Below are 20,300 nucleotides of genomic sequence, written 5' to 3' on the forward strand. Positions count from 1 at the left end.
CTAGACAGCTTCTGCTTGATTGGCTGCCGACGAGCAGTCCGAAACGACGATTCTCGATATCGGCTCAGCAAAGACATTGTCCATCCTCCCGAACGGAAACTCCTGGAGTAGCCTCTCTAACCGGGTGGCCGTCTTTCCAATATTCACGTAATGTCGGAAGCGAGCCTTCCAGTGTGCTCCATGGCCGCGGGGTTGGTCCGTGTCAAACTCCCATGGATGGAGATAGATGACGGCCGAGTGACCTTCGCGATTGATGCGTCGGATAGCGCGACGCGAGATATCAAGCGGAGCTATCCGGAAGTGCCCCCCGCCAACAGCGGGCAAGTTCTTACCAAACAGCCTGACTGTGCTGGTGGGGATCTCAAGGATCCCTGGCGCGACTTCGTAGGGAAACCGGGGAGCATGATGATCTCCATAGCGATCATGGAGCGATGCGGCCGACACGCTGGAATCGTATTTGAAGCCCGCAGCGTTCAGTTCATCGAAGGCCCATGACATCGAGCGGTCAATTGAGAATGATGGGGCTCGGTAGCCCGCAAGCTCCGCTGCTGGACATGCGGCAATGATTGCTTCTTTCGCGCGCAGCAGGTCGACCGCAAGCTGTTTAGCTGTCAGCGTGTGGACCGCGTCGTGTTCGTACCCATGGCTAGCAATTTCATGTCCTTCGCCATGGATCTCCTTGATGAGATCCGGCCACCGCTCAGCGACCCAGCCCAGCACAAAAAAGGTCGCCTTAGTACGGTGGGTCCTGAGGATCCTGAGGATTGTCCGCGTCGACGGCACTACCCGAGACTCGTAACGATGCCAATCCCGCTTCAGTATCACGTCGCTAAATGCGTGGACGTGGAAATACTCTTCGATGTCGAAGCTGAGCGCGTTTATGTTCAAGTGCCTTGTAGAATGCTATCGGGGCGACAGTGGATCGTCTGCAAAGATCGCTTGGCTGACCCACCAAGTATCGACTCCATCCGTCATCTTTTGCTGCCCTGCTCACGCCGAACGTTAGGTCGCCGATTCGGCTAACGCGGCACCCTAACTTCGGATCTAGCCGCGATTTCGTCGTCGATTAGCGAACCGAGAGATCTATCGACAATGGTGTCGCAAAGTGCCTGAACCGCTACCGTATCATCGAGCATATCCGGACGCGACACCTCTGCGGGCTGACACTTATTCGGCTGTTGAGCACCGCCTCTAATCGATCGCGGAAGGGTGACCCGAAGCAGCCTCGCCCCATGTTGATACCTAAGCCCCAGAACTCGGAGTATGGTGGCCGACAATAGTCGCAAATCGTAATAGAGGCTTGCATTCTCGATGTAGTGCAGGTCAGCCGCTACTTTCTTGCGTACACACTCGATCTCTTGGTCCGGCTCAAGATTAACCTGTGCCAATCCAGTTATCCCGGGAAGTACGACATGCCGATTCTGGTAGCCATCCACCAACGGTACTAGGTCCTCAACGATCTCAGGGCGTTCTGGACGCGGCCCGACGAAGTCCATGTCACCACGGATGACGTTGAGTATTTGGGGAAGTTCGTCCAAGTGCGAGTACCGCAAGAACCGGCCAAGAGGTGTTACGCGAGCGTCCTTCTTTGCCGCCCAGACGGGCCCGGAAAGCGTCTCGGCGTCTTGGCGCATCGATCGGATCTTGTAGATAGTGAATTCTTCACCGTGCAAACCGACACGGCGCTGCCGATACAGCCCTGGTCCCGACGAGGTGAGGCGGACCAGCAATACAAGGAGCAGAACTATCGGGGCAAGGGGCACGCCGATGACAACTCCGATGACACGTACAAACGGCCGCTTTCTGAGAGCGTATGGAGTAGCACATACCTCCTTGGAGCAGGCCTCTCCCTCTCTAACCGCGCTCAACGTAACCGCTTCCGTTGTAGCTGACATGCTTGCACCCTGTGCTTGAGTCTTCCCGACACGCCTAGTTACTCACCGATGTAGCCCAACCAGAATCTATAAGATCTTCAAGGAATCGATAGCAAAGATCTCGTTGCTCGCCGTTAAGATCCATAAGCGGCTCTCCAGCGAGCTGAATTTTGTACAGAAAGGGGCTCCCGCCAAACTGATACCGTGGCATTTCGGATGCCTCCCAGGCTGAGCCATCAGACCATCCGTAGTACGCGATCAATCGCGGTCCGCCTGGCTGACGCGACTTGAAGACTGTTTTCCAAAACATGTGCAAAGCTGCGTCCGATTTGATTGATTGCTTGGTGCGGCTCTGGTCGATTGCAAACGCTCTGCTTGAGTAACAGATCTCGGGGGTATGCACCGCGGTGGGCCCTGCTGGCCCCACGATTACTGCAACGCGTACTTTCTCTGACGTTTCGGAGTTCAGGTAGGTTCGGCGCACGTAGTTCGAACACTGCAGAGTATCGAGAACATCACCGTCCATCGGATCGTCCGACTCGCGCCGCCAAACACCGAACGCCTCCGGAAACCGATCCAAGACAGCCGCCGCGGCCGCAACGTCAGCCCCCCCTCCCCACCGATGGGTAAACTGACCGTGCACCACACCGCCCAGAACGATTGCGATCAAACCGGATACAGTCGCAGCGACTCGTACCCTTAGGACAGACTTGGGCGCAGCATACTCTTGCGGTTTCATGCGGCCTCCTTTCCCGTTCGGCGGGCTACGCCCAGACCAGCCTCGAGTTCTCGCATAAGATCTCGGTCCGCCGTAGTGAGCACCGTCTTGTCGAGCCCGCGTCTACGAGCCTCTTCAAGTGCATCCATTGCCTTATCCGGCTTCCCGCCTCTCCAATAAGCTGCTGCGAGGTGGAAGTAATACCGAGGATCGACATCAACTGACGCGACGGATTCTTCGAGCGACGAAATGGCATCTTCTGCTCTGCCGCTCTGAAGCTGAATTGTGCCCTGAGTGTCCAACAGAGCAGGGCTGCGTCCGGATACTCGCATGGCGTGGCTGATGAGCCTAAGTGCCTCCTTCCTATCTGCTTCCCTCTCCCCCAGGAGAGTCGCCAGGTTGTTGAGTGCGAGCGTATTGTCTGGGTCACTACCTAATACACGTCTGAACAATCGAATTGCCTCCTGCTGATTACCTCGAGTTACTTCCAGCACAGCAACCGAAATCAATAGATCAACGTCGTCCTTGTGCTTTTCGAGCGCACCAGACACTGCTGGCCAAGCTTCTTCAAAGGCACTGGCGTCAGTGTTGGAAACACTGAGGAGGCTTGCCAATGTCGCTGCTCTGGTTGGGGACAGCACACTTTCCTGCCCATCAAGAAAGAGCTTGACAGCGTCAGAGGAACGCCCCTGCTGGAACAAAGACTTTGAGACTAATAGCTCGGCGCCTGGCGCAGTCTTCATGAGTTCCCGGTACCAAGGTTCGGCTTCTGCGTGTGCACCGATCGACGAGTAAATCGCCCCCAGTCCTAACACAAGTCTAGCCCGAATGCTCTTATCCCCCTCGTTGCTGAGCTCTTGGCTTGCGTAGTCTTGAATGACCGACTGCGCCTCATCGAGCTTGCCCTCCGACTTCAGTAGCCTTGCCCTTAACCCCAAGAGCGTCAGTCGATCCATCGGACCAGCGGCGTCAGACGCCGCAATACTCCTTCCTCGATCCTCTAGTACGCTCCGGGCGTCACGGATGAATGCCTCGCGCACCGACTCGGCATTCTCCATCGTCTTGAGAGCATCGATCGACCGAAGGAGGAAGCCAAGATAGAGAACCGCGTACTTCTCGTTACCATCAACCCTGCTTCGCAAGTAGCTCAGTTGCGAACGAGCCAGCTCAAAGTATGTTGGGTCATCACTTAGCAGACCCTCTTGTTCGTAGGTGCCTGCGAGTAAGAGCCTGTCGATATCGTCACCGGAATAATCGCTACTCTCAACGATCTCAAGCAAGATCCGTCTTGCAAGTGCACAGTACTCCGCCCGCTCTTCCGTTGTCTTCCCACGCTTCGAAAGCAGGATCGCCCGCAGTCGCTTATCTAGATGGCCTGACGAATCCTCTGCGGCCGCGAGTAAACCGTCGATCCGCTGCCAGGCAGAGGGCTCACCGGTAGCGGCGAGCAATGCCGCTAGCTTGCGTCTCGCTTCGGCGTTTTCTGGATGCAGCCGGAGCACTTCTTCGAACTGCTCTTGTGCTGCTACGGCGTCGGACTTGAGAAGCAGATTCGCGTACCGCAGTCTTGCCGCTTCATTCCTCGGACTAACCTCTAGCGCCTGTTGGTAAAAAGTCCGAGCCCGGGTGAATTCGCCTAGCACCTCGTAACCGCTTGCGAGGGCCAGCGATCTCCCCAGCGTGTCTTGCTGAAGTGAACGTGGCAGGCTCTCCATGAGTTCCAGTGCTTCGTCGCGACGATTGGTTCGAGCAAGGTGAGCGAGACGCGCCTTCCATAGGATCTCGGAGTCAGGGAACTCGTCCGCCGCCTCCGCAAGTACGATCTCAGCTTCGCCGGATTCCCCATTCAACATTAAGACGTGGTGAAGCCACAGTTTTCTGGCAGGGTCATCGGGATGCTCCGCGACCGACTTGAGAGCAAGATTCTTCGCGTCCGAGAGTCTGTCCTGCTTCAACGCGGTGTTTATGGCTAGAGACTCTGTGTGGCGGGAAAGAACTCCCATTGTCGAGCGAAGTCGGTCTATGACTTCTTGTGCCTCTTCGTACCTTCCGTTCCGAAACAGGTGAAGGGTCAGACGTTCGAGGGTCGACGTGCTGCGATTCCCTAGGGCAACGGCAAGCTGGTACGACTGTACTGCAGCCTCGTCATCTCCGCGAGATTCGGCCAGACGTGCTTCCATCACAGCGCCTTGCCCCCAATTTGGGCGTTCGGAACGTACACGGCCGATAATTCGATGCAGTTCGTCTCGCTGATCGCTCGACAACAAGTCGAAGCTTGCCAGCATCCGTTCTGCGCGATAGTAATCTAACTCATCATGAGTGACCTCGGATGCCTTGGAGAGACTCTGCTCAATTTCCCTCGCAAGCTCCCAATCTTGTCCATCAATCGCGACTCCCCAAGCTAACTTAAGTGATTCCTTGTCGCTCGATGCGTGCGCGAGCTCCTTCGCCTTTGCGAGAGCGAGGTCGCTTTGTTCCTCGGTAGCAAGGAGCCTAATCTCAAGTCGACGCAGCAATGGCCTCTCCTCTGCGTCCGCATCTACAAGTCTAGCCGCGACCCAGTTTCTTGCTTCGAGAACCCGTCCGGCACCCACAAGAAACGCGACTCTACGCGATACGCGTAGTTCTTCCACGGGTTCTATCGTGAGATAACGGTCAACTGCCTCCTCAGCACTGAGAAGCTCACCGATCCCAAGGTAGCCGTTGACTGCAATCCACCAGACTCTCGGGCTCGAAGGAAACTGCTCAGTCAAGCGTTGGATCTCGGTCCGGACATCGCTTCCCGAGCGGACACCTTCACGGGCTTGGGCAAGACTGTGCTGGATCAACGCGAGAGCTACACGCTCACTATTGGGGAGCTCCGCCGTGGCGCGAGCGGCAAGAAACTCAAACTCCTCCCAGCTTCGGTTGGCAGGCAGTGCATCGAGTTGAACACTCAGTTCGGCGAGCAACCGAGTCTCTAAGGCTTCCCGAGGAAGGGTCTTTTCGCGGGAATCGGTGTACTCCGCTATAATCTCAAGCTGCTGAACCGCGTCTGCGTACTGGCCGGCTCGTAGGTACGCTTCCGCTGCCTGAATGCGCGCGGCGCGGTGCTCGCCCTCAAGTGTGACAGGGGCGACTAGTTGACGTTTGCCGTTGCCGTTCGGAGCAATTGGCGCAATCTCTGCTTCGAGCTGATTTGCCACTTCGACGAGCTTCTGCGCGACCTGATCCCAGCGCCCGAGGCCGACCAGAAGTTGCGCCATTTCTTGACTGGCCTCTCGATTCAAGACAGCCGCCGCGTCTTCCTCCCACTGATGTTCGTTGGACAGATTCGCAACCGTACTGTAGTAAGTCAGGGCAGTAGATACGTCACCTCGACCTGAACTCAGCCTCGCTTCCAATAGCCGAAGCCGGTTGTTCATCAGGGCTAGGCCATTGGTAGTCGCACCGGTGCCGGGTGCATGAATCGCTTCTCGAAGGCTAGCAACGAGGTCAGAAGCCTGATCTAGTTGACCTTCTGATAATAGATAGTTGGCCAGAAGAAAACTTATCTCAAGCGAGCGGCGGTCGATGCTTCGATCTGCATCGCGGAGCAATGCAATAGCATCGCTTTGCTCTCCCACATGCCAGTGCAGTCGAGCGAGCAGGTAGTAGGCGCCTGGAGATGAAGGAGCGCTCTCGATGGCAGTGCGGAATAGTCGTTTTGCCTCGGCAACTGAATCCGCGTCGCTCCGATCGCCCCTTTCAATTTGCTGTAACAACTCTCCCCCCAAGAGCAAGTTTGACTCGTAGTGATCTGGGGTGATCTCAAGTGCGGCTCTAAGATCGTCAACGGCGCCGTCGATGTCATTTCGCTTTCGATACCGATAGCGAATTACATACGCGTCGGACTCCCCGGCGCGACGCGCCACCATTCGGTCGATTCTATCGTCAGCGATCCGATTCGATTGCTCTTGGTTTTGGGCCAAGGACGGGTACTCCCGGTAGGTTTGCGCAACCGCAAGCGCGAGCGTCGCGTCGCCTGGAGCGTGATCAGAGGCCTCTTCGAGAAGCGGGAGCACTTCTCCAAGCTTCGCTTGGCGCGTTGACTCAAGCAGACTTCCCCTCGCGGGAATTAGTCCTAACGTTGCCAGGGCTTTTACGCGTCTTGCATCCGGTCCTATGGGGCCTTGCCGCTCTAGAGTGTCGATTTGGTCCAAAGCGCCGTGATACTGCTCGTTGAGAAACAATTGCTCGGCAAGCATTACCCTTAGCCTGGGACGGTCAGCCTCCAGACCTTCGTCCGGAAGCCCAATCGTTTCAGCCAACAGTCGAATGAGGTAACTACGCCCTGCCCCCTGTGCGGCTAGTCGATCGGCGATATCGATTAACTTGAGTCGCGCCTGCAGGTCATTCGGGCTGAGAGTCAAATACTTCTGCAGGTAGAAGTTGGCCTTCGACAACTCCCCTGCCTCTGCCAATCGGTCAGCCCTCTGAGCCAGCAGAGACGCGAGTTCTTCCTGCCGGTAGCGGTGGAGAACGAAGCCCACAGATGCGAGAACCATTAACACCAAGCATGAAGACACCAGCAACTTGAGATTCAGCGTCCTCGTGAGCCGGCGTTCGCCTGAACGCATCGATTGGGTCCCCGCCCGCACAGCAGTGCGTTTCGTTTCAAAGTGTTTGAGATTACCCACTTCCATTTTATCCGCGGCTCTTCTTCAGTTGGTCGCCCAACATACTGGCTTAGCGACTCACCTCGATTCCGCCCGAATGCTCAGTTGGATTCCGAAAGCCGTAGCCGTAGGCATAGGAGTAGCTGTAGCTCGGCACCCCACTTAGAATAGAACCGGACACAGACGCGCCAGCCGATTCGAGCTGATCTAGGGCAAGTCTGATCTGGCGTCCACGGCTCTTCCCACGCAAAGTGCACATTGCCGTCATGTCCGCAGAACGACAAAATGAGAGTGCCTCGCTCGCGCCTAGCACTGGTGGAGTATCGATCACGACAGTGCTGAACTCGTTTCTTAGTCGAGAGACCAACGCAGCGATCCGCGCGGGCTGAGCAACTCGATGCGGGGAATCGTCACAATCACCCGCCCGCAGGACGTAGAGATTATCAGTCCCTTTCGCGGGCCTTATAGCGTCCGAGATACTACATCTCGAGGAGAGAACCTCGTATAGACCTGGTCCCGGCTCTGCATCGACAAGGTCGTTAATACTCGGATCTCGCATGTCGCCATCTACTAGCAGAGTCTTAGCACCGGTAGCATTGGCAAAACTCATGGCCAAAGCCACCGAAACGCTGGTCTTGCCTTCTCCAGAGACGGCGCTAGTAAGGGCGATAACCCTGTTCCGTTCCGAAGGGGCGCAAAAAGTTAGGCTCATGCGCAATGAGTCAATCGACTCGGCAAATGAGTACATCTCTTTCTGAATTCTCCTTGGAAGACGCCGAGGGTTGGCGGCAACTCGGCGAGAGGGAAACACCGAAATCTCGCCCAGAACCCGGAGCCTGGTGTCCTCGTACAGTTGCTCGGCGTCCGCGACGCGTCGAAGTGTAACCTCTCGAAGGAGGACGAGCCCAAAAGGCGCCAGCATGCCGACGCCACAGGCCAGGAAAATCTTCTTCCAAGGGGCGGACTCAACAGGTGTGGGAGACGCAACAATCGGCCCCATAACTCGCACCCGCGCGGGAGCATTCGTCTCCGTCTGCAAAGCTAGCTTGCGAGCCGCGATCATTTCGAAGACCTTCTCTTCCCTAGCAAGCTCCGCTTTTGCGAACTCTAATTCGGCGCCCTTGCCGCCGCTATCCTGCACACTCTTTAGCTCTGCCTGGAATCGAGTCTTTAGAGATCGCTGCTGAATCTGAAGCGCTGCCAACTCTTTGCGCTTCTCATCGACCACCGTCGAACCACCGAAGGGGCGTTCTGACCTCGTTGAGAGCAGTAGTTTTCGACGCAAGTTCGCCTTGTAACCCGCCAACTCATCCTTGAATCGCTGATACTGCTCGGCAAGCGCTTTGTAGTTGGCATTCTGCTCATAGCGTTTAGAAACCCGCTGGTAGTGTCGCATCTGATCCGCAATCCCAGTAAGGGCGCGTTCGCGCTGCACAACTTCTGGCGCCATATTCACCTCCAAGTCAATCGCGCCTGCGCGGTCAGCGTGGGGTGCAATTGTAACCTCCGATTCCTCAAGCGACTGAATCTCGGCATGGAGTATCTCGATCCGCACCTCGACGTCAGTCAGTTGGCTATGGAGCGAAGCGAGTGGGCTGATCGCCTTATCCACGTCCATAAGCGTATTGTGCCCGAAGGGGTCTTTGCCGGTCACTTCTTTCGACAGCTCAACCACATACTGCTGCAAGCGATCGACCTCCAACTTCCGTCGAACACGCTCCTTCTCCAACAAGTCGACGACCCTTTGCACTTGCTTATACTGCTCATCTGATTGCAACACGAAGTACTTCTTGATGACGGCGGCGACGATATCCTGCGACTCCTGCGCAGATGGTGAAGTGTAAGAAACGTCGTAAAGCTCCGAGCCGCCGATCTGTCTTATGGAGAGATTCTCCTTGATATGCTTGAGCTTGTCGGGCTTCGCTACAAGATGCTCCGCCTTGCCCACGCTCGCCTCTGACAAGACTTCCCGGATCACAAGCGGGCTCCGCATAAGCTCAATCTGGGTGCGAACAAACGCAGAGTTGGCGCTGCCAACAGACGCCTTTTCGAAAGCAATGTAAGGCTGGGTGTCTTCGATGCGCACCAAACCAGTCGCGAGGTAATCGGGCTGGTACGTCCAGAGAAGCGCAGAGACTGCCGCCGCGGCCAAGACGAGCCCAGAAGGGACAACCAACTTCCAATGCCTGAGGAAGACCCAGACGAGGAACTTTGGCGTAAACTGCTGAGGCGCATTCTGGGGAGCGGACCAGTGGCGAGAGTTCGATTGCGTCGCTATGGGCTGAGGTGATCCAGACTGGTCAACTCGCTGGAGCATAAAATTGGGCTCAGTAGGATGCTCGTGCTTGCTCATAGAGTTTCTCGAAAGCTTCTTGGATTACTTTGCAAAGCGACGGAACTACCTTCCTTTACGAGAGGCTTTCACCACCGCAGCTGAAGTCATCACTTCATGAACCGGGAACAATCGATCCAGATAGGCTAGAACGGCCCAAAAAAGGAATCCGGCCAAGGGAATCATGACAAACCCTGCTAAGTCATGGCTGAACCGGTGAGCCACTTCGCCGGATACCATCTCCTGCAGCAAGGCGGTCACTACGATCCGGAGTGAGTTTGCCAAAATGGCAACTGGCACCGCAGCAAGCACCACAGCCACCTTCTGCCACCATGCCCAACCAGAAAACAAGACGAATGCGAAGGCCAGAGCGAAGATCCCCACCAAAATACGAAGCCCAGAGCAGGCCTCTGCGACCATGAGCGGTCGCTCGCCTATCCAGATCACGTTGCCCTCCGCAAGCGCCGGTATCCCAATCAATTGCAGCATCTCGGTGCTCAGCCCAGTCGCGATCCTCTGCAACGGAACGCTCAGCCATGTTTCCGCGGAATAGGGCAGAGGTATCATAAAGTATAAGAATGCAACGCTCGGCAAACACCACCTGAAGCATTGGCGCCCAAAACAAAGCAATACGATTCCACCTAGCGCCAATGGAATCGACCAGGCGTCAACGGGGCCCAGGTAAAACTTGCCGGAGTAATAGCGCACCACGGCGACCAGCGAGAGCAGCACGACCCCACCCCAACTTGGCGCCAGTCGCTCAACCTGCAGTTGCTCGCGCCGGGACCACAAGAAATACAACGCAATGGGCATTACGATGTAACCATGCGAGTAGTCTGGGTCTCGATTCCAGGCAGCTACAATCTCAGCCAGGCCAGGCCAGTAGGCCCAAACGAGGGCGGCGGCAAGCAAAGCGAAAAGCGTCGACGAAACTGCTAACGACAGACTAGAAACTCTGCTTTCAAGATCGGTGGGCTTCATCGTGTCAGATATACGTACTGCGTCGGACTTTGGATGCATCCCGCGCGCACTCCGTTCTCTTCGATTGCGCGCTGCGTCGCAAACGTTCCGCGATGACAGCGGCGTTGCCCTCCTTCCCTGAGAGGCGAGTGGTTCAGTCGGGAATGCCCCAACTGACTGCGCATCCTGCTCGTAACACGAACCTAACGCTTGTTGAACAGTCACAGAGCCGACGCATGCATGGCTCAGGACACACACGTGGCTCAGCGGCCACACCTCCTCAAGATTTCGACGGACGAACGAGCACTCCGATCGGGCGGGGCAACCTTCTCCAAGAGGCTCTCGTGAACCTCCAACGACGCGCCCTGTTTCAGGAAATTGACGGCCAGCAATAGCCTCGCCTGTTTCTTGCGACGGATCACGACACCCTCTAGCCCCTCGTGAATGCCGCTCTTCACCCTGACCCAGTCTCCTGGCTCAAGCTTCGCCTCTAGAGATAGCCTCGCACCGGCCGCGATAGCACTGGCTAGCCGCAGCAAGTCACTGCGCAAGCGATCTCCGTCGCCCACGGGGCAAGCGGTACTGATCCGATTTGTTGTAAGCGCGGCAGTCTTTAGATCAGGGTCCGCAAAGATAAAGAGATATCCCGAGAAAAGCGGCTCCTCGACGACACGGGACCGCCCGCGTGTAACGACCTCGCGATTGTGAACCGGCAGGTAGTGCGGCACTCCTAGACCGAAGAGGTCACGCGACAAGGCCTTCTCTTGACGGCTCCTCGTGTACACAAGCCACCACCGCGCACTCCCTTCGCCTGCAGGCTCGCTAGCCGACTCCGGCGGTGCTGAGGCTAGAAGGTCGTGCGGAAACAAGTAGGGCAATCGGGATGTCGACAAGCCAGCACCGGCGCAATCCGCCGCTGGAGCGACGTTCGGTAGGTCACCCAATTCAGCCATGCCATTCAGCTATCTGATGGTGGTTCAACAAGCTGCAGATCTAGAGGAGACGCGACTCACCAAACATTGCGACCACTCCCGACGCGGCGGGTCGGTAGAAGCAGAGAACAGCCGGAGCAGGAAGGCGAATCAGCGAAACCTGTCGGCAAGGCCCATCTGTACGGCCAGCCGCGTCCTCATCTTATCAAGCACCAAGCAGTTCGCAAGCAGTATCGAAAAGGTTTTCTCCACTTGCGACATGTCGAATTGATTGATCGTCGCCTAGGGATTGAGGGAACACTGGCGTCATCGCCCAGCGGTTCCCCAGCTTGCCGCAGTGCTGGGGAGACTAGCTCTCGCTACAACCGGCCTCCTATATTCGATAGGGAGTACTTCAAGAATTTGTGCGGGAAACTGCTTGCATTCGGTCACAGAATTGAGGACAATCCGCAGTGAAGTTGTCTGCCCCGAATATGCTCGAATGTATCCGATGCTTCAACGAATACACAAAATGGATGTTGCTCTCCTGAGCATGCTCCTCGTTGTGTTCCTAGCATGTCCGGGCAAACTCCGCGCCAGCATTCTTTGGGATGGCCCGGCCGCAGGAAGTTTTCCCTCAGGCTTCAGCGCACGCGATCTGGAGAAGGATTTCGCCCAGCTGCAGGGCGACGTTGAGCCGAAGCAGAATCCTAGGCCAAGCACAGCGTCAGCAAGTTCCGAACCTTTGCATCCATCGGTTCCGTCCGACCGCGACCGCAGCTCGCCTAAGCATGCGAATTTCGCTCCAAGTTCGGGCAGCTCAAGCTCTACAGGCTCATCATCGGGCGGCCCTATCGCCATCCCCACGGCCGCACTAGCTGCACAGTCCCCACTAATCGTGGACGACCAGCGGGCTGAGCGGTATGCCGCTGAGCGCGTACTTCTCTTGCCAGAGGCTCCTGGCTTAGAGCTGCTGAGACCGCCCCAAAGCTGATCCGCCCTGCGAGGGCGGCGTGTCGCCGCGGCAAAAGAAAGTTTCTTTGGATGTTAGGTCCAAGAATTCAGCACGCCGCGGCGGAGAAGCTTGGCTTTCTTACAACTTCAGTCTCTCAGCTCAAGAGGACTTCGATGAAAGTAATCTCGACACTATGTGTCACTTTACTCGCTTCTAGCATTTGCCTTCAGTCTGAAGGTGCCATTGAACTTAACAACTACACTCTCAATTTTACGGCCGCCGCAGTAGCCGACGGCGTTGCCCCAGGTGATCTGGCAAGCCTAGGCATTAGTAACCTGACTAATGTTGATGAGTGGGGATTCGAGGCCAGGTCATTCATTGGCTTCACGGACGGTGGCGTAGGTGGTGCCGGCGTGATCAGTGCTGGAGACACCTTTAAGGACTACATTGCAGTCCAGGTTACAGGCTTTGAACCTGCAGGAGGAGGCAACATCACCCCGCTAAGATACGGCGGCGGGGTTGCCGGAAAGACCCATGAACTGACGGCACTGGTGGAGATTTCTGGCGTACAGCTTACGAATAACACTTACGCCATAACCGGCCTATCTCGGTTCGACATCTACTTCGATGCTGGAGACAGCACGGACCCATCCCTTGGTCCGACGGGTGGAGTCGACTACGCCTATACGCCCGCTGATTTTTCTAACCTCAACACGTTTGATGACGGGACTTTGGTCGAATCGGCCGGCCTGGTTGCGGGGGGAGGCAACAACTCCGGCCCCGTGCTGCCCAACGGCACCATTAGTTTAGTTCTGACTCTGATCGACCAAATTGTCGGCGACACGTTTGAGATCGATTTCCTTGATCAGAATGGCAGCCCTCTGGCCATTGGAGGTCTGCACCTGGGATTGGCTGACGCGAACAATCTACTGGATAACACCACTTTGGTGTCGGCAATCGCAACCAAGTTTGGGTTCAATCCCGGCGTGGCCAACAGCCCACCTCCTGGGCTGTACGTAGGTGGCGACTTCGATTTTGGTTTCGCATCAAGTTCGGAAGGTTCGTTGAACAAGGTTCTAATCCCCGAGCCTACGACTTTCCTAGTTTGGAGCGTGTTGGCCATGACCGCTTTGAGTGCTCGCAGGCACCGCGTGTGATCCTTGCGGTTAGATTCTTAGAGTGCTTGATTTCGGCCGGGGCTTGCATCTAGCAGGCCCCGGCCTTTTTGTTTGGAACATCGCAAGGCTCCCCACATCTGAACAAGGCTCCATCGGCTAAGCCCTCGAGCCCGATACCCTAAATTCAGAGAAGTTCCTAGTAGGGGCCTACCGTTTGCCGAGGAGACTAGAACAGAGTCGGTCCAATCTGCTGGCTTTCGGCGAGGTGGCCATTCCCTAGCGTCGAACGGGAATGCTGCGTCCACGGTACGCACAAGCACAATACTCATGGCCATGCTCTCTCTGGCAGAACGCTGGCTGATGTAGGGGCGATGTTCAACCTCAAACCAGGTTCTTTGCCGATTGCTATTCACCCCTCTTTCCTGGACCAGAAAAATCTAGACACGGCCCCCCCGATCTTGCCAGGTTGGCCTGCTATCAAGAACTTGATCCGCACGTTGTGAGGGTCTCCCCCGCCGACTAGGCCAGGAGACCGAACGATGAGTTCAAAGCTTAGAAGACGACGCAGCCTAGAGCAGATCGTGAAGAAGCAGCGGGACGCAGACGCGATGCTGAATGCGGGCAAGGGTTTGCGGCCGTGCGGCAGTCGTTGGAGGTGAGTAAGTCGTCGCTGGAGCGTTGGCGCAAGCAGTATGGCGGGACAAAGTCGGGGGAGGCGATTCGGCTGAAGAAGTAGGAAGACGAAAACCGCTGGCTGAAGCATCTGGTGTCGGACCTCCTGCTCGACAATCAGGTGCTGAAGATCTTCGCGGAGGGAGATTTCTGAGCCCATCTCGGAAGCGAGCGGCGGTGGTCGAGCTGCGCAAGCAGCTTGACCTATGCGAGCGGAGGGCGTGCCGAGCGATTGGCCAGCCGCGGTCGAGTCAGCGTTACGAGCCGAAGCAACGGGGCTACGAGCCCCGTCTGCTGAAGCCGATACCGCAACTGGCGCGGAGGCGGACGGCGTTCGTCTACCGCCGCATCGCGGCATTGTTGCGTTCGGACGGCTTCCGGACGAGCAAATCGTGGGTACTCCGCTGTAGCGTCGCGAGGTGCTGAAAATGCCGCAGAAGATGCATAAACGCCGCCAACCAGGCATTGCGGAGGACGGCTGCAACCGCCAACGGGCGATGCATATAGGAAACACGTTTGGGCATTGGGACTTTACGTTTGACAAAGACCTAGCCTGGGACACAACTGAAGTGGCTATCGATCGTCGATGAGCACACGCACGAGTTCCTGGCGCTTAATTGCGCCCGGAGCATCACGAGCGATGACGCAGTCGACTCGCTGGCAGAGTTGTTCGCGATGCCGGACGTGCCCAAACGCATCCGCTCTGACAACAGGTTGGAGTTCACCGCTAAAGCGATCCAGCGATGGCTTATGCAGATGGAAGTTGGCGTGCTGTACATCGAGCCGGGCAGCCCGTCGCAGAACTGCTACGCCGAGGGCTTCCACAGCCGCTTGCATGATGAGTTCCTGACAATCGAAGAGTTCGGGATCGTGGCGTAGGCGAGGATGCTCACGGCCGCATGGCGGGACGACTACGACCACGAACGCCCGCACGGCTCACTTGGGTATCGGACTCCCGACGTGTTCGCGCGTGCAGCCCCCACTCCGCTCCGGAGCTTGATTTGGCCACGCCTCAACAAGCCACTCCGCTAAGCGGGGGCTGCCAGGTTAACTACACTGAATTCTTACCACGGGTGGTACAGGAAATCGATGCTGGTCGGAATCACTGGCATTCGGACTTCCCAGGACAGTCAAACCTAGACCAAGCACATGCGCCCCGCCTGAATCGATGCTGACGGAGCGATCCCGAACCTCAGGACCGCCCGGATGGTTTCGGCTTCCTCGGTTACGGAAATGCATCGAACTGCCCCTTGCCGTCGAGCATTAGTGAGGACGGGAATCGACATCATTGGCTGTGACTGAAACCCGAGCGCTGTGAGCACTAGCCAGACCCGCTGCATGATTCTGCCGATCAATACATCGTCCGAACTTTCCTCCCGAGATGTTCTGACAATAGCCAAACCGCTGGCACTTAGTACCAGATTCCTTGCCTTCGTGAAGAACACGCGCTGCAAGACGCCAGCCGTCAACAGAGCGTTAGGCACTAGATGCAGGTAAGGCAGTAGCATTCGGTCGCCAAGTGACGCCTCCAGACTTCCGATCGGCAAGCCCGACTCCGTCGCTTCCATTGCAGGCCGATCGAAGCGCACATTGTCGAGGAAGGCCCGCAGCATCGCTGGCTGGCTGAACATCTCCGCGTCAGCTCGACCAATCGTGTCGGCAAGAGACTCAAGCTCCTGACGGTCAGTCACCCACTCGATCGCTACCCCGGCCTCGTTTGCGACTGAGCTTCGCAAATCAGCCGCCTCTTCGTTTGATAGAATGCGGCCATCATACAGCCTTCGGTTTGTATGCCTGTCTTGTATGGGTTGCGGCACCGCCAAGACTTCGACGCGTTCCCTTTCGATGTTGATAATGGCCACGTTATTCGGCCCGCTACCTAGCGTCACCTCGCAGTCCAAGCCGTTGAACGCGGCGGTCTGGGCGATGTTCTCAACCGCAGCGCCGCACGCGATTCTCGCCATACGCTGCCCCGCGTTCATCGGTGAACGGTCGCGAGTTTCATCGACGCTTACCGCGATCCTCGCCAGTGACGGCTCAACATCAAAGCGCCAGGGCTGTGTATTGTCGCCAGACGGCGCGAGAACGGCGGCTTCGATAAGGGATCTAAACGGCTCCTGGATCATCGGCAAACCCTCCAAGAATGCGCCGCTTCAGGACAGCACGTTTGATCCTCTGAAGAACGCCGCGGTTCCCGAACGCGAGACGGCCTCGGCTCAACTTCCTTCGGTAGGCGTCGAACTGAAAGAAATGCGGCGCGGGCTTGGTTTCATGCGGCCTTAGTAACACTGCAATCGCCTCGGCGGCGAGCACGCCGCTCGCAAGTCGACACGCGAGCGAAGCGGATGGCCCTCGCTGTTCTGCGATGCTTGCCTTGGAAAGATCGGTGTACGGCAGATGGGTGGCGCGCGGGGTCAGGCCGATGACAAACGCCACCAGCCGGTCCAGTTCGTCCATGTCGTCCCGCATGTCAAAATAATCGTCGAAGCTCATTCCCTTGGGATCAAACGTGATCCAAGCGGTGCTGAACCCGATGGGGCCGGCCGTGATCGACCAGACACCCTGGCGCGCCGCTTGCCCGAACACTAAGCGCCGGGCGTCGGTTGCGAAGAAATCAAGACCGTCGACGTAGAGATCAGCGTCCGAGAGAAATTCGTCTATGTTCTGCGGTCCCACCTTCGAGGGCATCACCCGGATGTCCAACTCCGGATTGACGCCCAGGGCCGCTTCGGCCATGGCCTCGGCCTTGTTGCGTCCCAGGTTGGGCACGGTGGCGCCGTACTGCCGGTTGAAATTGGCGACCGTGAACACATCTGGGTCCGCAATGGTGAAGCGTCCGATCCCTAGACGCGCTAGGGTCATAAGGTGCACGCCCCCTACCCCACCCATTCCGGCGATTGCGACCCGGCTATTCCGCAGCCTTAGCTGCTCTTCTTCATCGATCAGCCCAATGTTGCGTTCGAAAGCTCGCTGGTAGTTCCACACGGTCTCTTGCTCCCGCCCCATTGGGGCCGTCGGCGCGACTGCGGAATCACAGACCATATCTGACTCTCTGGGCGGGTTTGTGCAAGAAGGTGGGTTGGAAAGATAGGTAAATATAGGGCGCGGGAACCGACGACCCTGCGAGTCCGGCTAAGAGGTCGACAGTTCAGCAGCACCACAATGGGAGGGTTGGTAAGCAAGCTGCCCTTTGTGGTTATGGGTAATTTCGCGTGATGCTACTTACCGAAAAACGACCCACCTACTCTCTACAAATTCCGGCAATTTGGTATAAGCCTCATATTGAGCAAACGGAACTCTTCTCTTAACCCCCCCGTTCAACTCCAACTTTGACTGTGCACCTGTGGGGCAGAGCAGTCGAGCTTGTGGGCAGCGTCAGCACGCCGGTTAAAGCGCACAAGAAAAGTGTGCTTTACTAGGCCGGACTGTGTGGCTTTGTATTCTCGAGCGAAGGACTCGCCGCTACCGCTACCCGTGCACAACGAGGAGCAGGTATGCGCGCGACAACTGCAGCCCCGGGCCTTCGCCAGTCTGATACGATCAAGATCGCCACGTCGATGGCCAATTTGAGGGCCTCCCTAGGCCTTGCCTACGACGCGTACCGCAAGGGTGGTCTGACGACCCCCAACTCCAGTAGGATGCGGATCACCCCATACCATTTGCTGCCAACCACCGAGGTATTCCTCGGCGTCGATGAGAGTGGGCCGGTATGCACACTGTCGATGGTTCACGACGGCAAACTTGGGCTACCGATGGAGAACACGTTCTCGGGTGAGATTGCGGAGTTGCGAAAAGCAGGTTTCCGATGTGCAGAGGGGTCGTGCCTTGCCTACCGGCTTGGCGGTTCGGAGACGAGCTTCGCAACGGTTGCGAAGCTGATGAGTTTTGCAATCCAGTGTGCTGCTCACCGAGAATTCGACTACATCCTCCTGGCGGTCCACCCTCGGCACGCACCGTTCTACTGCCGCTTCTATGGCGCGGAGTACTTGGCGGACGGCGCGCAGCCCCACGAAGCGGTGCATGGCAGCCCGGCGGTCGCGCTGAAGTTCAATCTCAAGCAACTGCCGCCAGCCGGTTCGCGGTCATACAAGCGGATTTTTGCGGTCCGCCACTCCGCGACGGAATTGAAGTACCGCCCGCTGCGGCCGGCAGTCTTGGCGGAACTCGAACGGCTGTACGTCCAAGACAATGCACGTGAAACCGTGCCCTTTACGGAAGGCCGTGAACGAAGTGTCGAGGCTAACCGCTTCGACCGCCGTGAAAACCGCATCGCGGTTTAGTTCGTCCGACCGATCAGCGTGGCAGAGCCCCTGCCAACTGAAGGGTTACGTCGACCCTCAGCCCGATCAGTAGTCCTTCGCCGTCCTCGACGTTAACCAAGACCTCGCGGGTCTTCGTGTCGTAGATCTCGTTCGGGGCGCCTGAGAACAGCTGCTTGGCGGCCATACGTGGACTTAGCGATGCGACGACCCCTTCGAAGGTCCGACCCGGAAGGCCGTCAGCGATGAAGGTGACCTTCGAGCCAACCGTCACACGCGGGGCGTCTAGCTCCTCGACAAACGCTCGCACTCGCAATCGACGGGTGTCGGACAGCACGGCAACTGACGTCGCTGAAGCTGGCGTTAGCAGCTCTCCGATCTCGGCGTCGATGTCCAGCACCTGAGCATCGCAGGGCGCGGTAAGCGTCGTCTTGTCGAATGCTACCCTCGCGGCCTCAACGGCCGCATTGGCGGCGGCAACCCGAGCGTCGGCGAGCCGCAGCTCATCCTCTCGTGCCGGCGCCTCGATCAACGCGACGCGAGCGTTGGCCGCGGCGAGATCGGCGCGCAGCGTCTCGACGCCCGACCGGGCGTCGTCGGCTTCCTGCTCGGGCACCGCTCGGTGGCTCTCGAGCTGCTCAATCCGTGTCAGTGAGGTCATCGCTAACGCGAGTCGTGAAGCGGCGGCCCGCTGCAAGGCACGAGCTTCTTCCCTCTCTTGAGGGCGAGCGCCGTTAACCAGGCGATCGCGTTGTGCAATCGCCGAAGCGAGCTCGGCCTCGGCGGCTTTGACGTTGAGTCGTGCGGTGCGGTCGTCCAACCGCAGCAGCGGCTGGCCCTTCTGAACGTGGTCACCAACGGAGACCAGCCGCTCGACCAGGGTCCCGCTCACCTCTGGAGAGAGAGCAATCTCTTCTGTTGCGCCCTCCACGATTCCGGGCGCCGACACCGCCTGGGTGACGCCAATATCGTGGGAAGTCGGCATCTCGTCCGCGTTTGAGCGGTAGTCGACCAACGCCGCGGCGGCGGCGATGGCGGTGAACATCACTGCGGGGAAGATGATCCGAGACATATTGACGAGCATTGGGGTAGCATCCGTGCTGGCTAAGGCGCTTAGGCTGTCGAATGCACTAAGCGGCCACTGTCCATAGAAACGATACGATCCGCGGCGCCGCCCGATGGAAGAATCCTGTGGTCGTGTGTGACAATTATCAGCGTTTTTCCCTCTTCAACCGTCAACTCCCTAAGCAGCCGCATCGCCTGCTTACCGGATTCCGCATCGAGCGACGCCGTCGGCTCGTCGGCTAGGACGAGTTGGGGGTCGGCGGCGACTGCGCGGGCGACCGCGATCCGCTGGCACTGACCAACACTGAGCCGCTGCGGGGCCTCGCGCGCTTTGTCGGCAATGCCCACTCGCTCCAGGAGCCACAAAGCCTTCTCCTCAGCGTCACGACTGTTCTGCCCGTCTAAGCGCAGCGGGGTGGCGACGTTCTCAATTGCTGTGAGGCCTCGGATCAGATGGAAGCGTTGGAAGATGAATCCTAGGCTTCTTCGTCTCAGCCTGGCTCGTTGTTCCAAGGACAGGCCGAGCACGTCCTGCCCAAGTACCCGCACGTCACCCGCATCCGGCGTCAGTAGGCAGCCGATGATCGACATGAGCGTCGTCTTGCCGCTGCCCGACGGCCCAAGCAGGTAGACGCACTCGCCTGGTTCGATCCGAAGGTCGATCGACCGCAGGACTTGGGTTGTGGCAGAGCCGCGCGTGAACGATTTGGCGACTCCCGACAGCACGACCGCCGCGTCCGCGAGGCGATCAGGTTGTTCGCGTTCGATGACCTGTGTGGAACGGCTCATTGCGACTTCT

15 protein-coding genes are annotated in these 20,300 nt (G+C 57.7%); 4 read left to right on the plus strand and 11 right to left on the minus strand.

The genetic code is table 11. The annotated features are described in order from the left end of the window. From KOR34_RS17855 to nusG, 7 genes are all read right to left on the minus strand, one after another. Positions 1 to 888 (minus strand): XrtA system polysaccharide deacetylase, encoded by an 888-nt coding sequence (locus tag KOR34_RS17855; RefSeq protein ID WP_197531541.1) that lies wholly within the window; start codon positions 886 to 888, stop codon positions 1 to 3. Positions 889 to 1,019: 131 nt separating this feature from the next. Next, positions 1,020 to 1,895, minus strand: coding sequence for a sugar transferase (locus KOR34_RS17860; protein ID WP_146566701.1), 876 nt, complete (start codon positions 1,893 to 1,895; stop codon positions 1,020 to 1,022). 34 nt (positions 1,896 to 1,929) lie between these two features. After that, entirely contained in the window at positions 1,930 to 2,613 is a 684-nt protein-coding gene (locus KOR34_RS27550) for an exosortase-associated EpsI family protein (protein ID WP_146566703.1), read from the minus strand. Next, positions 2,610 to 7,190 carry a tetratricopeptide repeat protein gene (locus tag KOR34_RS17870; protein WP_197531542.1) on the minus strand — a complete coding sequence of 1,527 codons (4,581 nt, stop codon included), beginning with the start codon at positions 7,188 to 7,190 and terminating at the stop codon, positions 2,610 to 2,612. Before KOR34_RS17870 ends, KOR34_RS27550 begins: the two co-directional genes overlap by 4 nt. A 109-nt stretch (positions 7,191 to 7,299) precedes the next feature. Next, the gene (locus tag KOR34_RS17875) at positions 7,300 to 9,582 is read right to left on the minus strand and encodes a polysaccharide biosynthesis tyrosine autokinase (protein WP_146566706.1); all 2,283 of its coding nucleotides are present in this window, start codon (positions 9,580 to 9,582) and stop codon (positions 7,300 to 7,302) included. A gap of 45 nt (positions 9,583 to 9,627) precedes the next feature. Continuing rightward, a complete protein-coding gene (locus KOR34_RS17880) occupies positions 9,628 to 10,542 on the minus strand; it encodes an exosortase/archaeosortase family protein (RefSeq protein ID WP_197531543.1) in 915 nt (304 codons plus the stop codon). A 242-nt stretch (positions 10,543 to 10,784) separates the two neighbouring features. After that, positions 10,785 to 11,474, minus strand: a complete 690-nt coding sequence (nusG, locus tag KOR34_RS17885; protein ID WP_146566710.1) for a transcription termination/antitermination protein NusG — start codon at positions 11,472 to 11,474, stop codon at positions 10,785 to 10,787. Positions 11,475 to 12,560: 1,086 nt separating this feature from the next. Between nusG and KOR34_RS17890 the strand changes: the two genes are divergently transcribed. The 3 genes from KOR34_RS17890 to KOR34_RS27555 all read left to right on the plus strand — a co-directional run bounded on the left by KOR34_RS17890 (position 12,561) and on the right by KOR34_RS27555 (position 15,209). Next, positions 12,561 to 13,544 (plus strand): hypothetical protein, encoded by a 984-nt coding sequence (locus KOR34_RS17890; RefSeq protein WP_146566712.1) that lies wholly within the window; start codon positions 12,561 to 12,563, stop codon positions 13,542 to 13,544. A 1,197-nt stretch (positions 13,545 to 14,741) separates the two neighbouring features. Next, positions 14,742 to 15,056 (plus strand): DDE-type integrase/transposase/recombinase, encoded by a 315-nt coding sequence (locus KOR34_RS17895; RefSeq protein WP_146566714.1) that lies wholly within the window; start codon positions 14,742 to 14,744, stop codon positions 15,054 to 15,056. Positions 15,057 to 15,062: 6 nt separating this feature from the next. Continuing rightward, positions 15,063 to 15,209, plus strand: coding sequence for an integrase core domain-containing protein (locus tag KOR34_RS27555; protein WP_146566716.1), 147 nt, complete (start codon positions 15,063 to 15,065; stop codon positions 15,207 to 15,209). A 104-nt stretch (positions 15,210 to 15,313) separates the two neighbouring features. On the opposite strand, the gene KOR34_RS17905 is transcribed toward KOR34_RS27555, so the two are convergent. Both KOR34_RS17905 and KOR34_RS17910 read right to left on the minus strand, forming a co-directional pair. Then, positions 15,314 to 16,303, minus strand: coding sequence for a hypothetical protein (locus KOR34_RS17905; RefSeq protein WP_146566718.1), 990 nt, complete (start codon positions 16,301 to 16,303; stop codon positions 15,314 to 15,316). Continuing rightward, positions 16,284 to 17,162, minus strand: a complete 879-nt coding sequence (locus tag KOR34_RS17910) for a ThiF family adenylyltransferase (RefSeq protein ID WP_197531545.1) — start codon at positions 17,160 to 17,162, stop codon at positions 16,284 to 16,286. The genes KOR34_RS17905 and KOR34_RS17910 overlap by 20 nt, the downstream gene beginning before the upstream one ends. 572 nt (positions 17,163 to 17,734) lie before the next feature. Here KOR34_RS17910 and KOR34_RS17915 point away from each other — a divergent pair. Then, complete coding sequence (locus KOR34_RS17915) at positions 17,735 to 18,457, plus strand: N-acyl amino acid synthase FeeM domain-containing protein (protein ID WP_390620795.1); 723 nt, start codon at positions 17,735 to 17,737, stop codon at positions 18,455 to 18,457. Positions 18,458 to 18,470: 13 nt separating this feature from the next. On the opposite strand, the gene KOR34_RS17920 is transcribed toward KOR34_RS17915, so the two are convergent. Then, the gene (locus tag KOR34_RS17920; RefSeq protein WP_197531547.1) at positions 18,471 to 19,508 is read right to left on the minus strand and encodes an HlyD family secretion protein; all 1,038 of its coding nucleotides are present in this window, start codon (positions 19,506 to 19,508) and stop codon (positions 18,471 to 18,473) included. Between the two features lie 41 nt (positions 19,509 to 19,549). Beyond that, positions 19,550 to 20,290, minus strand: a complete 741-nt coding sequence (locus tag KOR34_RS17925) for an ABC transporter ATP-binding protein (protein WP_146566726.1) — start codon at positions 20,288 to 20,290, stop codon at positions 19,550 to 19,552. Positions 20,291 to 20,300 lie beyond the last annotated feature (10 nt).

The sequence above is a fragment of the Posidoniimonas corsicana genome, from assembly GCF_007859765.1.
Taxonomy (GTDB): Bacteria; Planctomycetota; Planctomycetia; order Pirellulales; family Lacipirellulaceae; genus Posidoniimonas; species Posidoniimonas corsicana.

What these genes read in the sequence shown, in the direction of transcription:
- KOR34_RS17920 (WP_197531547.1), bottom strand. Translation starts at nt 19,508, where the DNA reads ATGTCTCGGATCATCTTCCCCGCAGTGATGTTCACCGCCATCGCCGCC.
- KOR34_RS27555 (WP_146566716.1), top strand. Translation starts at nt 15,063, where the DNA reads ATGCTCACGGCCGCATGGCGGGACGACTACGACCACGAACGCCCGCAC.
- KOR34_RS17875 (WP_146566706.1), bottom strand. Translation starts at nt 9,582, where the DNA reads ATGAGCAAGCACGAGCATCCTACTGAGCCCAATTTTATGCTCCAGCGA.
- KOR34_RS17880 (WP_197531543.1), bottom strand. Translation starts at nt 10,542, where the DNA reads ATGAAGCCCACCGATCTTGAAAGCAGAGTTTCTAGTCTGTCGTTAGCA.
- KOR34_RS17915 (WP_390620795.1), top strand. Translation starts at nt 17,735, where the DNA reads ATGGCCAATTTGAGGGCCTCCCTAGGCCTTGCCTACGACGCGTACCGC.
- KOR34_RS17890 (WP_146566712.1), top strand. Translation starts at nt 12,561, where the DNA reads ATGAAAGTAATCTCGACACTATGTGTCACTTTACTCGCTTCTAGCATT.
- KOR34_RS17925 (WP_146566726.1), bottom strand. Translation starts at nt 20,290, where the DNA reads ATGAGCCGTTCCACACAGGTCATCGAACGCGAACAACCTGATCGCCTC.
- KOR34_RS27550 (WP_146566703.1), bottom strand. Translation starts at nt 2,613, where the DNA reads ATGAAACCGCAAGAGTATGCTGCGCCCAAGTCTGTCCTAAGGGTACGA.
- KOR34_RS17870 (WP_197531542.1), bottom strand. Translation starts at nt 7,190, where the DNA reads ATGCGTTCAGGCGAACGCCGGCTCACGAGGACGCTGAATCTCAAGTTG.
- KOR34_RS17905 (WP_146566718.1), bottom strand. Translation starts at nt 16,303, where the DNA reads ATGATCCAGGAGCCGTTTAGATCCCTTATCGAAGCCGCCGTTCTCGCG.
- KOR34_RS17860 (WP_146566701.1), bottom strand. Translation starts at nt 1,895, where the DNA reads ATGTCAGCTACAACGGAAGCGGTTACGTTGAGCGCGGTTAGAGAGGGA.
- nusG (WP_146566710.1), bottom strand. Translation starts at nt 11,474, where the DNA reads ATGGCTGAATTGGGTGACCTACCGAACGTCGCTCCAGCGGCGGATTGC.